This window comes from Pedobacter sp. (assembly GCF_039594775.1).
GTDB lineage: Bacteria > Bacteroidota > Bacteroidia > Sphingobacteriales > Sphingobacteriaceae > Pedobacter.
In genome coordinates, this window is the sequence record NZ_JBCNMT010000001.1 from 557256 (window position 1) to 575249 (window position 17994).

The following is a 17994-nucleotide window of genomic DNA, read 5'->3' on the forward strand; positions in this document are numbered from 1 at the left end:
TTATTGGGTTAGTTCTGCGATTTCTTTTAGTTTTCCGATAATTTGTCCGCCTTTGTCTTTTCCGTTGAGTACCCTGCTCAGGTACACACGACTTACATTTACTTTTTTGGCAATATGTTTATAGCTAATGCCTGTTTCTTTTAAGGCCTCGGCCAGGGTAAGGTTTTCAGGATATTTAATTACTTCTTTGGATGCGTGCATAATTGTTTACATATTTGTAAATAGTATACGCAAAAATAAATAGTTTTGTTTATATAAAAAAGCGATTATAAATTAATTTGTTTATTATGACTGGCAACGAACTGAAAATCAAGCTGAAAAAATATAATATTGAGTTGGCTGAAATTGCTAGAAGCATGGGGGTGTCTCCTCAAAATCTTCAAAGTAAACTTAATTCTGATGATTTGAAGCTGTCGTTCATTGAAGAGATTGCTAGGTCAATAAATAAAAGTGTTTATGAATTGATTGAGGGCGGTCATAGCACTATGGTTAGAGAGCCTCAAATACCTTATGGGTCTAAGCGCCTTTTTAAAAAAGAAAACAGTAGTGGATTAGGTTTACCCCTTATTCCTATAGATGCAATGGCGGGGTTTGGAAATGGTGATATACAGGTTAGCGAAAACGAAGTAACCGATTACTATGAAGTTCCCCTGTTTGAAAAAAGGGGCGCAAAGTATCTGATTTCTGTTGCCGGAAATTCCATGTACCCAAAATACGCAAGCGGGGATTTGCTGGCCTGTAAACCACTTAAAGACCTCAGTTTTGTACAATGGGGCAAACCCTATGTATTAGATACGGAACAGGGTGCCATTGTAAAACGCTTGTTTGAAAACCCAGAAAAAAAGGATGTGTTGATTTGTAAATCTGATAATTCGGAGTTCTATCCTCCTTTTAATTTACCTGTTTCTGCCATATATAAGGTGGCTATTGTTGTGGGCGTAATACGTTTGGAGTAGCGCACGCACATTTATATCTAAAGGGATAAGCTGCAATATCTTATAAGTAAGTGTTTTAGCTGAAAAGTAAATGTAAAAAGTAAGGGGATATCTACCTTCTAATCCCAGTTTTTTAGCGGATAAAACCCATTTTGGATTAGATACGACAGGCTCTATGCTGCTATTTTCGCATCGTTTTGTCTCCCTTAATGTCTCCCTAAGTGTCTCTCTAATTCTTTTCGCAGATTGTTTTCTAACCTCTAAAAAATGGGTGAATATTGTTCCTCCCTTCTAAAGCAGAGATTGTTAGGGATTTGATGATGAAATTAGCTTTTGAGGGAATTACAGCACTTTGGAACGTTTTGTTTTTGAAATTCCCAAAGAGAAATCTCTAAGATGACACGGTTTGTTTTGAGGGGTATAGATAGGATAAGGGCTCCCGTTCTACATTCAATATTTTCTAATGATGCCGTAAAAATACCCTGTTAACATGGGGTTAAATACCCTATTGGTGCAATAAGTCAACGGTTAGTTTTGGTTATTCAAAATCTTAAAAACAAACTTATAAAACCAAGAAATCATGTTGATCAGAAATGAAAAAATGCAGATGGTGCCTATTCGCGCCTATGTAGATGAATTATTAGTTGAAGGCTTAGGTGAAGGAGAAGTTACGGAGCAAGATGCGCAAGATGCTTTAGCAGAACTATACTTACAAAATAACCGATATCAATTGGAAGCCTTTTTTGAAGGAAATGGAAAAGAGGCATTTATGGCTGTCAACCTAAATAAGGGAAGTTTATGGGAAGAATTAAAGCGAATATTTTGCTCTATTGTGCAAGAGGGCAGTGTTTTCGATAAGATAATAGAGTTTATCTTGGAAGCAATCGCTGCCATCATTCCTTTTGGGGTATTTATTAAAGGATTGGTGAAAAGAATCATAAAATTCTTCTTACAGAGAGGAATCGAATGGATTTGCCCTGCTAATTAATCATGCTAGTAGGGAGAAACAGTAATAGCTTTCTCCCTGCTTTTTTACAAACTCTTCTTATACAAATTATAAAGCACCTGCTTGTCGAAATCTGTTAGGGTTTGTGTGATGTCCGTTTGGATATAATGGATTTTAAAAGCTTCAATGGCATAATTTAAGCGTTGTACATTATAGCCAATCACTTTTAGGGCTGCAGTAGTATCGAAGTTCTGCGGAACGCTATCCAATACCTCATCATACCAAAGTCCATAACCTTTTTGCGCCAAAGTTTTCCAAGGGAAATTTTTCGGGTCATTCTTTCTTCCAGGAGCAAAATCTGCATGACCAATAAAATTAGCGGTAGGGATACTGTATTTTTTCTTTAAAGTACTTAATAAAGCACATAAACTATTGATTTGGGCATCTGTCCAAGGATCGGTGGTACCATTGTTGTCCATTTCAATACCAATAGAGCAAGAGTTCATATCGGTAACACTGCCCCATTTGCCAGCACCAGCATGTTGCGCCCTTAAATAGTCGTTCACCATTTGTACTACTTTTCCATCTCTACTTACCACGTAATGTGAACTGGTTCCCGTTCTCGTCAATGTAAAGGTCCTTAATGTTTGGCCAAGAGAATCTTGTGCCGTATGGTGTATGATGACAAAGTTTGGTTTTCTGATGCCCATGTTAGTGGTGCCCACAAAATATTGCTCGTTATATAGCGAATCAATTTTTTGATTCTCTGGTGGGGTAGCCTTAATGATTTCTGAAAAAGCCTTTGCATTTTTTTTGTACACCTTATCGGTAGCCTTATACTTGTAGGTGCTGCATCCTGCAATTAACAGCCCAAATGCTGCGGCAAGAAATGAAGATTGGTAACGGTTCATTAAAATATGATTTGTTGTTGGGTGAGTTGATTGGGAAACCTTCAGGTATTTAACTACTTATATTCTTCCTCAACTTTTTTACTAATTTAGGGCTTTCAAACAACATCCGAAAGAATATTATTTATGCAAAAAATAAAGATACGTGTAGTCAAAAGTTTGATATTAGGAACTGCTTTAGCGACTTCAATAACTGCCTGTACAAGCAAAAATTCTAACCAGGAAAATATTGGGAACAATGAATTGGATACCCTGCAAGAATATGTTGCTCAACGATTGCCAATTTACGAAAAAGTACGATTAAGCACTGACCTTAACCTGCTTACGGCCAATGAAAGACAGGTTTTGCCTTTGCTTATAGAAGCGGCGCAAATTATGGATGAGCTTTTTTGGAGGCAAGCATATCCTCAACGCGATAGTTTATTGGCCACTATTAAAGATGAAAAAACAAAAGAGTTTGTAAAAATTAACTACGGTCCTTGGGATAGGCTAAATGGCGATAAACCTTTTGTAGCTGGTATTGGGGAAAAGCCACTTGGGGTGACTTTTTATCCTTTGGATATGACCAAGGAGGAGTTGGAAAAGTCGGATGTAAAGGATAAACACGGACTTTATTCTGTGATAAAAAGAGAAAATGGAAAGTTGATTTCGATACCATATCACGTGTATTTTGCTAATGAATTGCAAAAGGCGAGTAGTTTGTTAAAACAGGCTGCATTAATTACCGATGACGCGGGTCTGAAAAAATATCTTAACCTGCGTGCCGATGCTTTGGTTAGCGATAATTATACCGCAAGTGATTATGCTTGGCTGGATATGAAAACAAATGGTTTGGATATTATTATTGGTCCAATTGAAAACTACGAGGATAAATTGTTTAATGCAAGAGCTTCTTTTGAGAGCTATGTGTTGGTAAAAGATAAGGAGTGGAGCAAACGTTTAGCCAAGTACGTGGCATTGCTTCCCGAGCTTCAAAAAGGGTTGCCGGTACCAGATAAGTATAAAAAAGAAGTTCCAGGAACCGATTCAGAGCTGAATGCTTACGATGTGGTTTATTATGCTGGTGACTGTAATTCAGGTTCAAAAACCATTGCGGTAAACCTGCCTAATGATGAGAAAATCCAACAGGAAAAAGGGACCCGTCGTTCGCAGTTAAAAAATGCCATGAAAGCGAAATTTGATAAAATTTTAGTGCCAATTGCCAATGTGCTAATTGATAAAGAACAACAAAAGTATATCAAGTTTGATGCTTTTTTCGCTAATGTAATGTTTCACGAAGTGGCTCACGGTTTAGGGATTAAAAATACAATTACAGGAAAAGGAATGGTGCGTAATGCATTGCAAGAGCAATACTCATGGTTAGAGGAAGGCAAGGCAGATGTGTTGGGCCTTTACATGGTGACTGGATTACTTAAAAAAGGAGAGCTACAGGGCGATATTAAAGATTACTATACGACTTATATGGCGGGTATTTTACGCTCGGTACGTTTTGGTGCTTCTAGCGCACATGGCAAAGCAAACATGCAATGTTTTAATTTTTTCCAGGAAAAAGGGGCATTTGAGCGCACAGCACAAGGTGCTTATAAAGTTAACTATGATAAATTTGCTTCGGCAATGAATGAGTTAAGTGCTGCTATTCTTACCCTGCAAGGTAATGGAGATAAGGCAGCAGTAGAAAAAGCGCAGAAGGAAAGAGGGGTGATTAAGGCCGAACTGCAAACCGATTTAGACAAATTGGCCCAAAAAGGTATTCCTGTAGATGTAGTTTTTGAACAAGGAGTAGATGTCCTGGGAATGAAATAAATTTCTTTAATTAAAAAAAGCGGCCTGTTTAAACAACTAGGCCGCTTTTTTTATGTCTTTTGGCCCGGATGCTTAAAAAAGTGAAAATTTCTTGTAACCTTTTGCAAAAGTCTATCGTCTACATGCTACAAACTATTACCAAGGGGTTTCCCTTTTTGAAAAACTAAGCAGAAGCTTTTAAAAGTTTAAAAAATGCGCTAAAAGCGCACAGGAATTTTATTGTCCAGATTTTTGAAGATAAAAACACACACAAATGAAAACTATATACCTCTTAATCCTTACTTTATTTGCTTCTACAGCACTTTATGCTTCGCCCATTAAAGCTAAACAGGTAGAAGTTAACGGCTTGGTTTTAGACGAGCAGCGCAAACCCATCGATTATGCCACGGTAGGTTTATTTAAATCTTCGGATTCGTCATTGGTAAAAACTGCGATGACCACTCCTGAAGGTAAATTTAGCTTTCCAAGCATTGCTTCGGGGAACTATTACATCAAAATTAACATGATGGGCTACCAAATTCATAAAGGCAAAACGTTTACGGTGGGCGAGCAAGCACTCAGCTTACCTGAAATTATTTTAGTAGCCACCAGCAAAACCCTAAATGCCGTGAGTATTACTGCCGTAAAGCCTCTTTTGGAGCGTAAGGCCGATAAATTAGTGATGAACGTTGAAGCTAGTTCGGCTGCGGTAGGTTCGTCGGCATTGGAAGTGCTGCAAAGAGCGCCAGGGGTTACGGTAGACCAAAATGATAGAATTTCGATGCAGGGTAAGCAAGGTGTTTTGATCATGCTAGATGGTAAGCAAACTTACATGAGCCAAGCAGATGTGGCCAATTTGTTGAGGAACATGCAGAGCTCGGAAATAGAAACTATTGAACTGATCTCCAATCCATCTTCAAAATATGATGCGTCTGGAAACTCGGGAATCATCAATATCAAAACCAAAAAAGCCAGAAACGGCGGCGCTAATGGTAGCTTCAATGCAGGGATGGCTTACGGTAAAAACCTTAGGGGAAATACTGGGTTAAACCTCAACTACAGGAACAAAGGCGTTAACGTTTTTGGTAGCTATAATTTTAACAAAGGAGCAAGGGACAATACCATTAATATTGATCGTGTTTCTAAAGGTTCTGGCGTTAATCCCGATACCTATTTTTCTCAAAAAGGAGATGATACCCGCGATTACGAAAACAATAACTTTAAAGTAGGAGCCGATTTCTTCCTTAATAAAAACAATACCATCGGTGTTTTGGTGAATGGTTATTTGAATAGCGCTGAAGACATATCAACCAACCGTACGTTGATTGGAAAGTCGTTTACGCAAATCGATTCGACCTTGGCGGCCAATAACACGCAAATATCAAGCTATCGTAACTTCTCTTATAACCTAAATTATAAATCAGTTTTGGACACTACTGGGCAGGAGTTTACTGCAGATGCGGATTATTCTAGATATCATGGAAAGGACAATGCCGAGCTGGTAAATGATTATCGCTTTCCAGATGGATCTTTGGTGAAGCCGATTGGTCGTTTAAGAAACAATAGCCCCAGCATTATCGATATTAAAGCGGTTAAGGTAGATTATGTTTTACCTATAAACAAAACCATGAAGTTTGAAGCCGGTGCAAAAAGCAGCTGGGTAGAAACCGATAACGATTTGCGTGCTGAAGAATGGGTAGGCAATGCTTGGCAAAACGATGTGCGCCGTAGCAATAGATTTGTGTACGATGAAAATGTGAATGCAGTATACACCAATTTGAGCAAGCAATTTAAGAACACCAATGTTCAGTTAGGGTTACGTATGGAGCAAACCAACTCGAAAGGTAATTTGCTAACCACTAACGAAGTGGTAAAGCGCAGTTATTGGGATTTCTTTCCAACCATTTATATCCAACAAACCTTGTCTAAAAACCATCAGGTAGGGGTTTCATATGGCCGTAGGATTGATAGACCTAGTTACGACGCCTTAAATCCATTTATGTATTATTTGGACCAATATACCTACAACAAAGGTAATCCTTTCTTAAATCCGCAGTATACCAACAATTACGAAGTAAATTACACCTTTATGCAAAAATACTTCTTGAACTTTGGCTACAGTGTGGTAAACGATGCGATTACGGAGGTAATTTTGCCAGATGAAAAACAAAAAGCTTTGTACCAAACCAACGCTAATATTGCTAAAAATACAACCATTTCAGGAAATCTTTCCGTACCTGTAAAAGTGAGCAAATGGTGGACGATGAACAATAACTTAAATGTTTTTCACCTGACTTTCGAAACACCTAATTTAGAAGGGCAAGCCTTAAAAACTGGCCAAACTTCTTATCAAGTTCGTATGCAGAACAACTTTATTATTATGGATGGTTTAACGGCAGAAATTAATGCTAATTACGAATCGCCATTAACCTACGGTACACTTGCGATAGAGGAGAAAGCATTTGTTGATGTAGGCATTAGCAAAGCTATCCTTAACAAAAAAGGAAGTATAAGATTTGCTGTTTCTGACGTTTTTGATACCAACAGAACCAGATTGAGCAGCGCATATCCTGGTTTGAACTACAACCTTTATCAAAAAAATGAAACTCAGTTATTCAGACTTAACTTTAGCTACAGATTTGGTAAGAATGAAATTAAACCTGCCCGAAGAAGATCTACGGGAACAGAATCGGAACAAGGAAGGATGAAGAACTAGCATCTTAGCCGTTGTGAAGATAGCCTCACGAAGTATCAAAAACTTCGTGAGGCTTTTTATTTTGAACAGTTTCTAACAGTAAAGCAGATGATGTTATTGTCTGATGATTTTTTTTGTTTCCATAATGCCATTACTACCATTTAAGCTGATGAAATAAATGCCCTTAGGGTAAATGGATAAATCGATGGTGATGCTGGTTGCTTTAGGGCTAATTTGTATGTGCTCAATTTTTCGTCCGTTTTGCTCAAATACGCTAATTGAGCCATATTTGCTTGGGTTGAATGAAACGGTTACATGCTGTAAAGTTGGGTTGGGAAACGCACGCATATTATCGCTCTCAAAGCCAAAAGTTAAATGCGCTGTTCCCAAATCTGTAGTGGTTGCATCTTGGTTTACCAACTTTAATTGATAATAGTTGGTGCCGTTTAACGGGGCTTTATCATAAAAAGTATAGCTATTGTTGGCATACTGGGTATTTGCCGCTAAAGTCCCTATTTTAGTAAAGGCAGTTTCATTTGTACGGCGATAAATATCAAAACTTTTTACGTTTTGTTCTGATCCGGTTTGCCATTGCAATAAGGCCAATTGATCAAACGTTTTGCTGGCCTTAAATGAAATTAGCTGTACCGGGAGCGTACTTGGAGGTAAGGTTATTTTTTTGGTAAAAACCCCTTTTGATAAGTAGGCAATAAGCAGTTCGGTATGAGTAGTAGTAATGCTGCTATAGGTAGTGCTGGCGGCAGAGGCTGGACCTGATCCTACCAGCTCCCAATTATTGAGGTTAAATTTCTTAACCACAGCCTTATTTTCATAGCCAGCATCACTGTAGCCAACATAAGGCATACCATCATAAAATACCATTTTGATATAGTTTGCCGCACCAAGCGAAAACCCGGCAGGACCTAAGGTTTCCCAATTGGTGCCGTTAAATTTCTGTACAGTAATTTTATTGCTCGCATTTCCATCTTGGTAAGCAACATATGGTGTGCCGTTATGAATTGCGAGATCAATATATAACGCTGTTCCAGCTGAAAATTGTGGAGACCCAACAAGTTCCCAATTCACACCATTAAACCTCTGCACGGTTATCTTTATGCCATTTGCTATATCACTATAGGCCACATAGGGCACATTATTGTAGATGGCTATAGCCGTAAAAGCTACGGCACCTGCCGAAAAACCACTATTACCAACAAGATCCCATGACGTACCGTTGAATTTTTTTACGGTTGCCCTGCTTGAGTTGTTTGCGTCCCGATAAGCGACATAGGTGACCCCGTTGTGAACGGTCATGTCGTTAAACTGAGCCGAGCTTTCAGAAAATGCAGTATTGCCAACCGTTTCCCATGACGTTCCATTGAACTTTTTAACAAAGCCCTTGTAGGCATCACTGGCATCACAATAGGCTACTTGGGGTATATTCCCGTTAAAAGCGATGCTGTTGTAAAATGCAGCTCCTGCAGAAAAACCTGCCATACCTACATTTTCCCAAGCAGTTCCGTTAAATTTTTGTACGCTGGCTTTTCCACTATTTGCAAGATCCTGATAAAGTACATAAGGAACATCTGAGATATTGCTTTCAATAGCAACGTGATCTGCCGTTCCAGCAGAAAATCCGTTGAATCCGAGCGATTCCCAGTTAACGCCATTGAATTTTTTGACATAGGCTTTGTTGTTGTTCCCATTGTCATCATAGGCTATATAGGGAACCCCATTGTTAATAGCAAAAGATAAAAAATTAATAATGCCGACAGACATTCCACTCTGTCCTACAATTTCCCAATTGGTTCCATTAAATTTTTGTACCGTAGGTTTGTTATTACCACCTCGGTAAGTAACGTATGGAGTACCATTGTGGTCTATAGCAATGGCATTTTGGATAGCGGTTGTCCCAGAAAATCCAAATGTGCCGACAGGTTCCCAAGTGGAGCCGTTTAGCCGTTGTACCGTCGCTTGGTTTCCATTGGACAGGTCCTGATAAACTACATATGGAATGTTTTGATAGAAAGTAATGTCAGCGTAATTGATTGCGCCACCAGAAAACCCAGCGTTGCCGACAGTTTCCCAATTAGTTCCGTTAAACTTTTGAACGGCGGCTTTGTTGCCATTAGCGCCATCTTGGTAAAGAATATAAGGAGTGCCATTGCTGTTTACAGCAATGGAATTGAAGTAGGCAACTCCTGGAGAAAAGCCTGCTGCACCTACCGTTTCCCATAAGGTTCCATTGAACTTTCGAACGGTGGCCTTACTGTTATTGTAAATATCACAATAAACCACATAGGGAGTGGCACCATCAATGCAGAGCGAAATATAGGATGCAGTACCCTCCGAAAAACCAGGTGACCCTACGACTTCCCACGAAGTGCCATTGAATTTTTGTACCGTTATTTTATTATTGTTAGCGACATCCTGATACGCGACATAGATGAGGCCTGATTGATCGGTGGCGCTAACCGCCTGATAGGCCGCTCCTGCGCTGAAACCTGCCGTGCCTACGGTTTCCCATTCCGTACCGTTAAATTTTCGGGCTGTTAATTTATTGTTTTGGGTCTTGTCTTGAAAAATAAGATGGGCAATACCATTGGGCATTTCTAGATTGGTATAAGCCGCTTCATCGTAACTTGCCTGCGTAAAATCATTGGGACCTATGGCCTGCCAATTTTGTGCGTGGGTGGTTTCAGGAATACAATTGAAGATGGTAAAAGCAGAAATTGCATAAAAAGCAGAAAGCTTTCTGGAGATAGCTTTTTTGAGGCGGAATTTGAGCATGGCGATTTTTTTGGCAAAAGTAGTAAATACCCTAAAATCAACCAATAGTGATTTGAGTAATGAACGTAGAAATATAAACGAAGATTGTTTTATGGGGTTGTTATCAATGCTTAGGTTACTTCCCAATCATAGAAACCACAATTTCTTCCAATTGGTCAATATCAAAAGGTTTTGCCAAATAACTTTCGGCTCCGGCCGTTTCCGCAAGTGCCTTAATGTCGTTATTGGCCGAGAAATAAATGACGGGAATATGTTTGTACAACGGATGTTTTTTAAGCTCCTGTGTGGCTGCTATGCCTCCTACATCGGGTAGCCAATTGTCCATTAAAATTACATCGGGCTGGTAGCTCTCCACTTGCTCAATAATATGATTGGAAGTAGATGAGGTTTTGGTTTCATATCCTGCACCCTCGAGAATAAGGGTGCAAAGTTCTAGAATGTCTTTGTTGTCATCAAAAATGAAAACCTTTTTGCTCATCACTTTTTAAGGGTTTAAAGATAAAGAATTGATATAATTAGCCATTTCTTCGATTTTTAGCACCGCAGAAACATTGGCTTTTAAAATTGCTTGTTCGGGCATATACGTGACTTGTGCCGATTCGGGGTCTTGTGCCAAAGTAATTCCCCCATTTTTCTTGGCAGATATCAGCCCATTCACACCATCGGCATTAGAGCCCGAAAGTAATAGGCAAACCAATCGGTCTCCATAAGCATCGGCTGCAGTTTGAAAAGTAACATCAATGGATGGACGAGAATAGTTGATTTTCTCCGAGTAATCCAAGGAGAAGGTATAGTCTTTTTCTATAAGTAGGTGGTAATCCGAAGGCGCGATATATACATGTGCTTTCTTGATTTTCTCCTTTTCATCTGCTTCTTTTACTTTTAGTTCTGTGCGATAGGATAGGAGGTCACTAAGTAACGAATCCATGCCTTGCTTACGATGCACCACAATAATGATAGAAAAGTCGATATGAGGATTTATTTCGGGCAGTATTTTAAGGAGCACATCTAAGCTGCCCGCAGAACCACCAATCACCAATGCATCTATTTTTCTCATGTGCTCACTTTCCTCCAAACTTTTTCTGTTCCTACTTTTTTGTAGTTCGATGATATGGGCGAAAAATCGATGGTTTCTTTGGTTCCCAAAGCTAAATAACCAAGGTTTTCCAAACTTTGGTCAAACAAATTAAGTACGCGAAATTGCAGAGGTCTGTCAAAATAGATGAGCACATTTCTGCATAAAATTAGTTGAAACTCGTTAAAAGACCTGTCAGAGACGAGATTGTGTGTCGAAAAAATCATTTTCCGTTTCAGCTCCTCATCAAATTTCGCCAGGGTATAATTGGCGGTATAGTAAGAAGAAAAATCCTTAACTCCACCGGAGGCAATGTAGTTTTCAGAGTAGCCTTTCATTTGGCTAAGCGGAAACATGCCGTTGGATGCTTTTTCTAATACCGTAGGATTAATATCGGTAGCATAAATTAGAGATTTATGTAACAGATTAAGTTCTTTCAGTAAAATGGCAATAGAGTAAGATTCTTCGCCCGTTGAACACCCGGCCAGCCAAATTCTGATGAATGGGTAGGTATTTAGGTTGGGCAGTATCTGGTGCCGCAGTAAATGATAAAAAGAAGGATCGCGGAACATTTCGGTCACGTTAACCGTTACCCCCTCTACAAAATGCTTAAAATATACGTCATCGTTCAGGGTTTTGTACCTGAATTCGGCAAAGCTCAAATGCTTGTCCAAGCTATATAATCTAGATAAACGTCTTTTTAGGGATGCTCTAGAATAGCCCGTAAAATCATAACCATGATGCTCTAACACATCATTGACAAGGATTTCCACTTGTTCGTCAGATATGATGCCGGCGTAGGACACTATAGATATTGGTTTATGAGTTTAATTAATTCTTCAACGTTAACTGGTTTGGAAATGTAGCCTACAGCTCCAGCTTCCAGGCATCTTTCCTTGTCGCCCAACATGGCTTGTGCAGTAACGGCAATGGCCGGAATATCCCTCAGTTGTTGGTCTTCCCGCATTTTTGCAAGAGCTTGGTATCCGTCCATGTCTGGCATCATCATGTCCAAAAGAACCACACCTACATCTCCATCTTTCTTAATGATGTCTAAGCCTTCCTCAGCGTTATTTGCGGCTACACAGGCATACTTTTTAGCAGTTAAAACAGCTTTTAAGGCAAAAATGTTTCTGCTATCATCATCAATAATTAAAATTTTCTTTTCTGTACTTTGCATATTTGGAGCCTAATTAGATTTATCATAAAGCCAAACCCTCAATAACGAAATCAACTGGTCTATATCAACTGGTTTAGAGATATAGTCCGAAGCACCGGCAGCAATACATTTTTCTCTATCGCCCATCATGGCTTTTGCGGTAACCGCCAAAATAGGCAGGTTTTTGTAAGCAGGCATTGCCCTAATTTGTTTGGTAGTTTCATAACCGTCCAATTCGGGCATCATCATATCCATGAGCACCACATCAATTTTGGGATTGGCTTTAATGGCGGCCAATGCTTCTTTACCATCAATTGCGGGCAACACCTTCATTTTGTGCGGTTCTAAAGCTTTGGTCAACGAAAAGATGTTTCGTACATCGTCGTCGGCGATAAGCACCACCTTGTCTTTGAGCACATCGGTAACGTTTTGCAAGGTCTCGCCCTTTATTTCTTTGCTCTTGTTCCCTTTTTCTTCTACCAGATGTAAGAATAAAGCTGCTTCATCTAAAATTCTTTGATAAGAGTGGGCGGTTTTTACCACAATAGAATCTGCGTATTGTTTAATCCTGCTTTCTTCTCCTTTGGAAAGGTTTTTTCCGGTAAAGATGATGATTGGTAAGTTCTCCAATCCTTCGCTCTTTTTAATTGTTTCTAAGGTTTCATAAGCATTTTTATCGGGGATTCCCATATCCAAAATAACGCAATCTACTTCTTTTTGGTGCAAAGCTTCAATGCTATCGCTGATGTTCGAAGCCACAATGGTTTGTAGGCTAGCGGAACTCAGGAATTGGCTCAGTGCTAGGGCATGTTGCTGGTTCTCTTCAACAATGAGTACCTTTTTAGGGTTTTTACTAAGCGCATACTCCAGTTTTTCGAAGATGAGTTTCATGTGCTCTAGTGCGAAAGGCTTGTTGATAAAGTCTACGGCTCCCTTTTGCAGACTTTGCCTTTTTGCCGAAAGCGAAGACATGATATGTACAGGAATTGGCCTTGTTACTGGATTCGATTTCAGTTCGTCCATTACCTGCCAGCCATCCTTAACTGGAAGTTGGATATCTAATAAGATGGCCAAAGGTTTATATTTTTGTGCCATTTCTATGCCCACATCGCCACGTACAGCTACTAAACCTTTGTAGTTGCGTTTCCTGGTGAAATTTAATAGTGTTTTAGCAAAATAGGTATCATCCTCTATGATGAGGATAACTTTATCCTCAGGGTTGAGGTGGTTCCTGTCATCTTCTACCTCATCTGGTATTTTTGAGACCACAAAGCGTTCTTCTTCGTGTTGTTGTTCTGCTTTTTCTTCAGTTGCTTTTTCCTCTTCTTGCAGGTCGGTAAATAAGGCGCCTGTTCTTTCGTTAAAATTGGCAGGAATAATCAGGGTAAAGGTACTGCCTTCATTTTCTTTGCTTTCCAATTTAATGGTGCCGCCTAACAATTGGGCCAATTGCTTACTGATGGATAAGCCTAAGCCTGTACCGCCAAATTTACGTCGGGTAGATCCGTCTGCTTGTTGGAAAGCCTCAAAAACAAGCCCTTGTTTGTTTGGCGGAATGCCTATTCCGGTATCGCTAACAGCAAAAGTAATTGCTTCCTCTTTGGCATGGTAACCAATGGATAAGCTTACCCGGCCTTTTGAAGTGAATTTGAATGCATTGGATAATAAGTTTTTCAAAATCTGCGACAATCGCATTTTGTCGGTAGTAAAAGACGCCGGAGTATCTCCTGAAACCCCAATCACCAAATCTAGGTGCTTGTCCTTGGCAATCGGCATAAATAATGACCTGATATCAGCCGTAACTTCGTCAGTCCTCACGTCACTAATTTCTAATTCCATTTTGCCCGCCTCAATCTTCGAAAGGTCTAAAATTTCGTCAATTAGGCTTAGTAAGCCTTGGCCAGAACTTTGGATTACGGCCGCATACTCTGTGTATTCTTTTTCTAACTGTTCGCTTTCGGCCATTAGTTTAGAGAGCAATAATATAGAGTTTAGAGGTGTACGAAGCTCGTGCGACATATTGGCTAAAAACTCGGATTTGTAGCGGGTACTTTGCTCCAATTGCTCGGCTTTTTGTTTGATTTCCAAATTTCTTTCCAAAATCAATTGGTTGCGCTCTTCCAGTAAACTGCTTCTTTCCTCAAGCTCTTGGTTGCTTTGCAGTAATTCCTCCTGTTGTACCCTTAATTCTTCTTCCGAAGCTTGTATTTTTTGTGTTTGTGCTTCTAATTCCGAGTTCAAGGCTTCTAACTCCCCGTGTTGGGCCTGTAGTTCTTCTGCCTGTGATTGGGTTTCTTCCAAGAAATCCTGCAATTTCTTTCGGTTTTGGGCCGCATTAATGGCGATACCAATATTTGAAGAAATATGATTCATGAAATCCAGCTTGCGCTGTGGATAGGCATTAATGGTTGCTAATTCGATTACACCCATAGCCAAACCGTTTCTAATAATTGGGAAGGCAACTACAGTTGTGGGTTTTGTTTCGCCGGTAGCATAACTGATGGTTGCCTCTTTATCCGGAATTTTTTCTAAAAGGATGAGCTTTTCAGATTGGAAGGCTTGTCCTACTATTCCTTCGCCAATGGCAATTTTTTTTCGTTGTTGCTTGGTATTTAGGGCATAGCCGTTAATGAGATGTAATTCGTGGTCTTCTTCTAAAAGATAAAATGCGCCCACAAAGCTTTTTGTGTGTTCTATTACGGCTTCCAAAATATCTTTAGAGAGTAAATGCACATCTTTGTCGCCCACCATTTTATCATTTAATGTTGCGACGCCGGTTTGCATCCAATCTTTGTCCTCAAGCATGCTAAATGATGATTGTAATGCCTCGGCCATGCTGTTAAGGGATGTTGATAGTACCCCGAGGCCATCTTTTGCATTTTCATGAAGCCTAACTTTGTAGTTTCCGTTAGAAATTTGATGAGCAATGCTTTTAATAGTATCAATGCGTTTGGCCGTATCTTCATTAAGATGTTGTAGTTGCTGAAACAGAACAACGCGTTCGTTAAATTCTGAACTTACTTTTCGGTAAAAAAAGACGGTACTTAAGATGGATAATATTGCTGCTAATACAATCAAAATTGGTGAAAACCCGGCTAAGGTGTTCATTTCTTTTGTTTTTGTAGCTAGGGAGTTTTTTTCTTCTGCCTTAATTTCCCTAATTACCCTGCGGGCATCATCCATATATACTTTCCCTTCCAACAGGGCATTTTCAAGAACCACGCCTTTATTGCGCTTGGTTTGGATGGTGCTTATTAAGATTTTCATCCTTTTCTCGATGATGTCCCGAAGTTCTTTGAGTTTCTGTTGCTCGTAAGCATTATCCTTGGTGCTGGCCATCACCTTCGTAAACAGAGAATCGGTTCTTCTTTCACTATTGTTGTAGGGTTCTAAAAAAACAGTATTTCCAGTAAGTAGAAAGCCTCTTTGTCCGGTTTCCGCATCTTTTAATGCTGAAACAATATTATCTACATCGTTGATGATATTGTTGCTTTCTACCACTAAATCGGCACTTTTAATTAAATTTTTGATGCTGATGTAAGACGCTGCAGAACTGATAATCAATAGGATTAATGATATGCCTAAACCGATACGGAGGTTAGTTTTTAGGGATAGTTTCATCTACAATATTTAACTTTAAACGTCGGTCATTAATTGGTCAATAGGAATGGTGAAATAAAATTCGGACCCTTCCCCATACACGGAATTTACATGGATATGGCCTCCATGGCGCTTGATGATTTCTGAAGAAATATAAAGGCCAATCCCAAGGCCTTGAAAGCGATGGGAGGTTTCTTCTACCCGATAAAACTTTTCGAAAACTCTTTTTACTTGATCTGGTTGCATGCCAATTCCGAAATCTTTAACACCAATATACAGCTCATTGTTTTGTAAATGAACATTCAAGAGGGCTTCATTGGTTCCGGGCGAATACTTAATGGCGTTGGTTAAAAAGTTAACAATCACCTGTTCAATACGCATTTCGTCGCCAAAAACTTTGGCATTTACAGTGCCATTTTTGGTGATTTTAAAATCAGGATTAGATTGGTGCATAACTTCGATAATGTTGTCTAGCAAGGTGTCCATATCGAAGTATTGTTTGTTGAACTTGAGTTTTCCGCTTTCAATTTTCGAGATGTCGAGCAAGTCGGCAATAAGTCCGTTTAGTTTCTCCAGTTGTATTTGTGCTTTCGACAAGTGGCTTTTAACCAAGTCAATATCGCCTTTAGCTAAGCCTCTTTCCAGAAGTTGGATGTATCCTTTCACACTGGTAAGCGGTGTTTTAAGCTCGTGGCTGGCTATGCTAATGAACTCGTCTTTTTTAAGCTCGGCCTGTTTTCTAAACTCTATCTCTTCCAAAAGGGCTTTTTGTACTTCACCCAATTTCCGATTTTGTTCGTAAATACGATAGAATGTTTTGATTTTTAATAGTAAGATGTTGATATCGACGGGCTTGGTAATGTAATCTAGACCGCCTGAAGAATAACCTTTCGCAATGAATCGAAACTCGGTGTTTGCCGCAGAAAGAAAAATAATGGCTGTTTCTTTTGCCTTACTATATCCAGAAATAACTTCGGCAACTTCAAAGCCATCCATTTCTGGCATCTGTACATCTAGAATAATAAGAACATAAGAGTTTTTTAGCACTTTTTTAAGTGCTTCTTCACCTGAGTTGGCGGTATCTACTTCAAAACCATGTTTTTCGAGAACGTTCTTTAAGGAAATTAAGTTCTCCGGAGTATCGTCAACAAGTAAGATCATTGTCAAATGTAATAAAAAAATGAACGGATATGACCTTCCTTCACATCTTACAGTTGTAAAAGTATTGTTTACATTAAAGGTTGTTGGCCTTAAAAGTATCTCCTTGACGAATATCCCCTGTTTCGAAACCTTTTTTGAACCAATACATTCTTTGTGCAGAGGTTCCATGGGTAAATGAATCGGGTACAACCTCACCAGTAGCTTGTTTTTGTAGCGTGTCGTCGCCAATGGCATTTGCGGCAGTTAATGCCTCTTCAATATCTCCCGATTCCAGTCTGAAATCTTTGAGGTTTTGCGCATGATGCGCCCACAAGCCGGCGTAAAAATCGGCTTGTAGTTCCAACATTACTGAAAGTTTGTTGTACTCCTTTTCGCTTAATCTACTTCGCATACGTTGTACCTTTTCGGAAGTTCCCAATAGGTTTTGTACGTGATGGCCAACTTCGTGGGCAATGACATATGCCTGTGCAAAATCGCCTGCGGCACCAAAACGATTTTTGAGCTCGTCGTAAAATGAAAGATCAATATAAACTTTTTGGTCTGCTGGACAGTAGAAAGGGCCTACAGCCGAACTTGCTCCTCCGCAAGCCGTTTGTACACCATTTTCAAATAGTCGTAGGGTTGGATATTGATATTGTTGTCCCATGGCTTCGAACTGTTGGGTCCAAACTTGCTCTGTAGATTCGAGCACACCGGCTACAAATTTCTTCTGAGGGTCGTCATTGGCAGAGCTGCCTCTTTTTACCTCGGTTTGTTCGGCCGCTATGGGCAGCTGGTTTACCAAACCTGTAAGGTCTTTTCCAAACAACAAGCCTAAAACTACGATGATGATTCCAACACCGCCACCAAGGGCAAATTTTCCGCCACCGCCACCTCGGCCATCTTCTACATTATCACTGCCTTTACCAAACCATTGCATAACAAATATTTTAAACAAGATAAA

14 protein-coding genes are annotated in these 17994 nt (G+C 39.6%); 4 read left to right on the top strand and 10 right to left on the bottom strand.

Annotated elements, in window-relative coordinates:
- The gene (locus ABDV71_RS02565; RefSeq protein WP_343530858.1) at positions 1-201 is read right to left on the bottom strand and encodes a helix-turn-helix transcriptional regulator; all 201 of its coding nucleotides are present in this window, start codon (positions 199-201) and stop codon (positions 1-3) included.
- A gap of 86 nt (positions 202-287) precedes the next feature.
- On the opposite strand from ABDV71_RS02565, the gene ABDV71_RS02570 reads away from it, so the two are divergent.
- Positions 288-956 (top strand): S24 family peptidase, encoded by a 669-nt coding sequence (locus tag ABDV71_RS02570; protein WP_343530859.1) that lies wholly within the window; start codon positions 288-290, stop codon positions 954-956.
- A gap of 559 nt (positions 957-1515) precedes the next feature.
- Positions 1516-1923 carry a hypothetical protein gene (locus ABDV71_RS02575; protein WP_343530860.1) on the top strand — a complete coding sequence of 136 codons (408 nt, stop codon included), beginning with the start codon at positions 1516-1518 and terminating at the stop codon, positions 1921-1923.
- Between the two features lie 44 nt (positions 1924-1967).
- Here ABDV71_RS02575 and ABDV71_RS02580 read toward each other — a convergent pair whose 3' ends face one another.
- Positions 1968-2792 carry an N-acetylmuramoyl-L-alanine amidase gene (locus ABDV71_RS02580; RefSeq protein ID WP_343530861.1) on the bottom strand — a complete coding sequence of 275 codons (825 nt, stop codon included), beginning with the start codon at positions 2790-2792 and terminating at the stop codon, positions 1968-1970.
- A gap of 123 nt (positions 2793-2915) precedes the next feature.
- Here ABDV71_RS02580 and ABDV71_RS02585 point away from each other — a divergent pair, with 123 nt between their 5' ends.
- On the top strand, positions 2916-4592 hold the full coding sequence (locus tag ABDV71_RS02585; protein WP_343530862.1) for a Zn-dependent hydrolase: 1677 nt from the start codon (positions 2916-2918) through the stop codon (positions 4590-4592).
- Between the two features lie 253 nt (positions 4593-4845).
- A complete protein-coding gene (locus ABDV71_RS02590; RefSeq protein ID WP_343530863.1) occupies positions 4846-7287 on the top strand; it encodes a TonB-dependent receptor in 2442 nt (813 codons plus the stop codon).
- 93 nt (positions 7288-7380) lie between these two features.
- Here ABDV71_RS02590 and ABDV71_RS02595 read toward each other — a convergent pair whose 3' ends face one another.
- The 8 genes from ABDV71_RS02595 to ABDV71_RS02630 form a co-directional block, all read right to left on the bottom strand.
- Positions 7381-10056 (bottom strand): T9SS type A sorting domain-containing protein, encoded by a 2676-nt coding sequence (locus tag ABDV71_RS02595; protein WP_343530864.1) that lies wholly within the window; start codon positions 10054-10056, stop codon positions 7381-7383.
- A 115-nt stretch (positions 10057-10171) separates the two neighbouring features.
- Positions 10172-10534 (bottom strand): response regulator, encoded by a 363-nt coding sequence (locus ABDV71_RS02600; RefSeq protein WP_343530865.1) that lies wholly within the window; start codon positions 10532-10534, stop codon positions 10172-10174.
- 6 nt (positions 10535-10540) lie between these two features.
- On the bottom strand, positions 10541-11113 hold the full coding sequence (locus ABDV71_RS02605) for a chemotaxis protein CheB (protein ID WP_343530866.1): 573 nt from the start codon (positions 11111-11113) through the stop codon (positions 10541-10543).
- Entirely contained in the window at positions 11110-11940 is an 831-nt protein-coding gene (locus tag ABDV71_RS02610) for a protein-glutamate O-methyltransferase CheR (RefSeq protein WP_343531556.1), read from the bottom strand. Before ABDV71_RS02610 ends, ABDV71_RS02605 begins: the two co-directional genes overlap by 4 nt.
- Positions 11937-12311, bottom strand: coding sequence for a response regulator (locus ABDV71_RS02615; RefSeq protein WP_343530867.1), 375 nt, complete (start codon positions 12309-12311; stop codon positions 11937-11939). The genes ABDV71_RS02610 and ABDV71_RS02615 overlap by 4 nt, the downstream gene beginning before the upstream one ends.
- Before the next feature lie 9 nt (positions 12312-12320).
- On the bottom strand, positions 12321-15911 hold the full coding sequence (locus tag ABDV71_RS02620; protein WP_343530868.1) for a response regulator: 3591 nt from the start codon (positions 15909-15911) through the stop codon (positions 12321-12323).
- 15 nt (positions 15912-15926) lie between these two features.
- On the bottom strand, positions 15927-17051 hold the full coding sequence (locus ABDV71_RS02625) for a hybrid sensor histidine kinase/response regulator (protein ID WP_343530869.1): 1125 nt from the start codon (positions 17049-17051) through the stop codon (positions 15927-15929).
- Between the two features lie 73 nt (positions 17052-17124).
- Positions 17125-17970 (bottom strand): neutral zinc metallopeptidase, encoded by an 846-nt coding sequence (locus tag ABDV71_RS02630; protein ID WP_343530870.1) that lies wholly within the window; start codon positions 17968-17970, stop codon positions 17125-17127.
- Between the last annotated feature and the right edge of the window lie 24 nt (positions 17971-17994).

Coding starts and splice junctions, on each gene's coding strand:
- ABDV71_RS02565 (WP_343530858.1), bottom strand. CDS start 201: ATGCACGCATCCAAAGAAGTAATTAAATATCCTGAAAACCTTACCCTG.
- ABDV71_RS02570 (WP_343530859.1), top strand. CDS start 288: ATGACTGGCAACGAACTGAAAATCAAGCTGAAAAAATATAATATTGAG.
- ABDV71_RS02575 (WP_343530860.1), top strand. CDS start 1,516: ATGTTGATCAGAAATGAAAAAATGCAGATGGTGCCTATTCGCGCCTAT.
- ABDV71_RS02580 (WP_343530861.1), bottom strand. CDS start 2,792: ATGAACCGTTACCAATCTTCATTTCTTGCCGCAGCATTTGGGCTGTTA.
- ABDV71_RS02585 (WP_343530862.1), top strand. CDS start 2,916: ATGCAAAAAATAAAGATACGTGTAGTCAAAAGTTTGATATTAGGAACT.
- ABDV71_RS02590 (WP_343530863.1), top strand. CDS start 4,846: ATGAAAACTATATACCTCTTAATCCTTACTTTATTTGCTTCTACAGCA.
- ABDV71_RS02595 (WP_343530864.1), bottom strand. CDS start 10,056: ATGCTCAAATTCCGCCTCAAAAAAGCTATCTCCAGAAAGCTTTCTGCT.
- ABDV71_RS02600 (WP_343530865.1), bottom strand. CDS start 10,534: ATGAGCAAAAAGGTTTTCATTTTTGATGACAACAAAGACATTCTAGAA.
- ABDV71_RS02605 (WP_343530866.1), bottom strand. CDS start 11,113: ATGAGAAAAATAGATGCATTGGTGATTGGTGGTTCTGCGGGCAGCTTA.
- ABDV71_RS02615 (WP_343530867.1), bottom strand. CDS start 12,311: ATGCAAAGTACAGAAAAGAAAATTTTAATTATTGATGATGATAGCAGA.
- ABDV71_RS02620 (WP_343530868.1), bottom strand. CDS start 15,911: ATGAAACTATCCCTAAAAACTAACCTCCGTATCGGTTTAGGCATATCA.
- ABDV71_RS02625 (WP_343530869.1), bottom strand. CDS start 17,051: ATGATCTTACTTGTTGACGATACTCCGGAGAACTTAATTTCCTTAAAG.
- ABDV71_RS02630 (WP_343530870.1), bottom strand. CDS start 17,970: ATGCAATGGTTTGGTAAAGGCAGTGATAATGTAGAAGATGGCCGAGGT.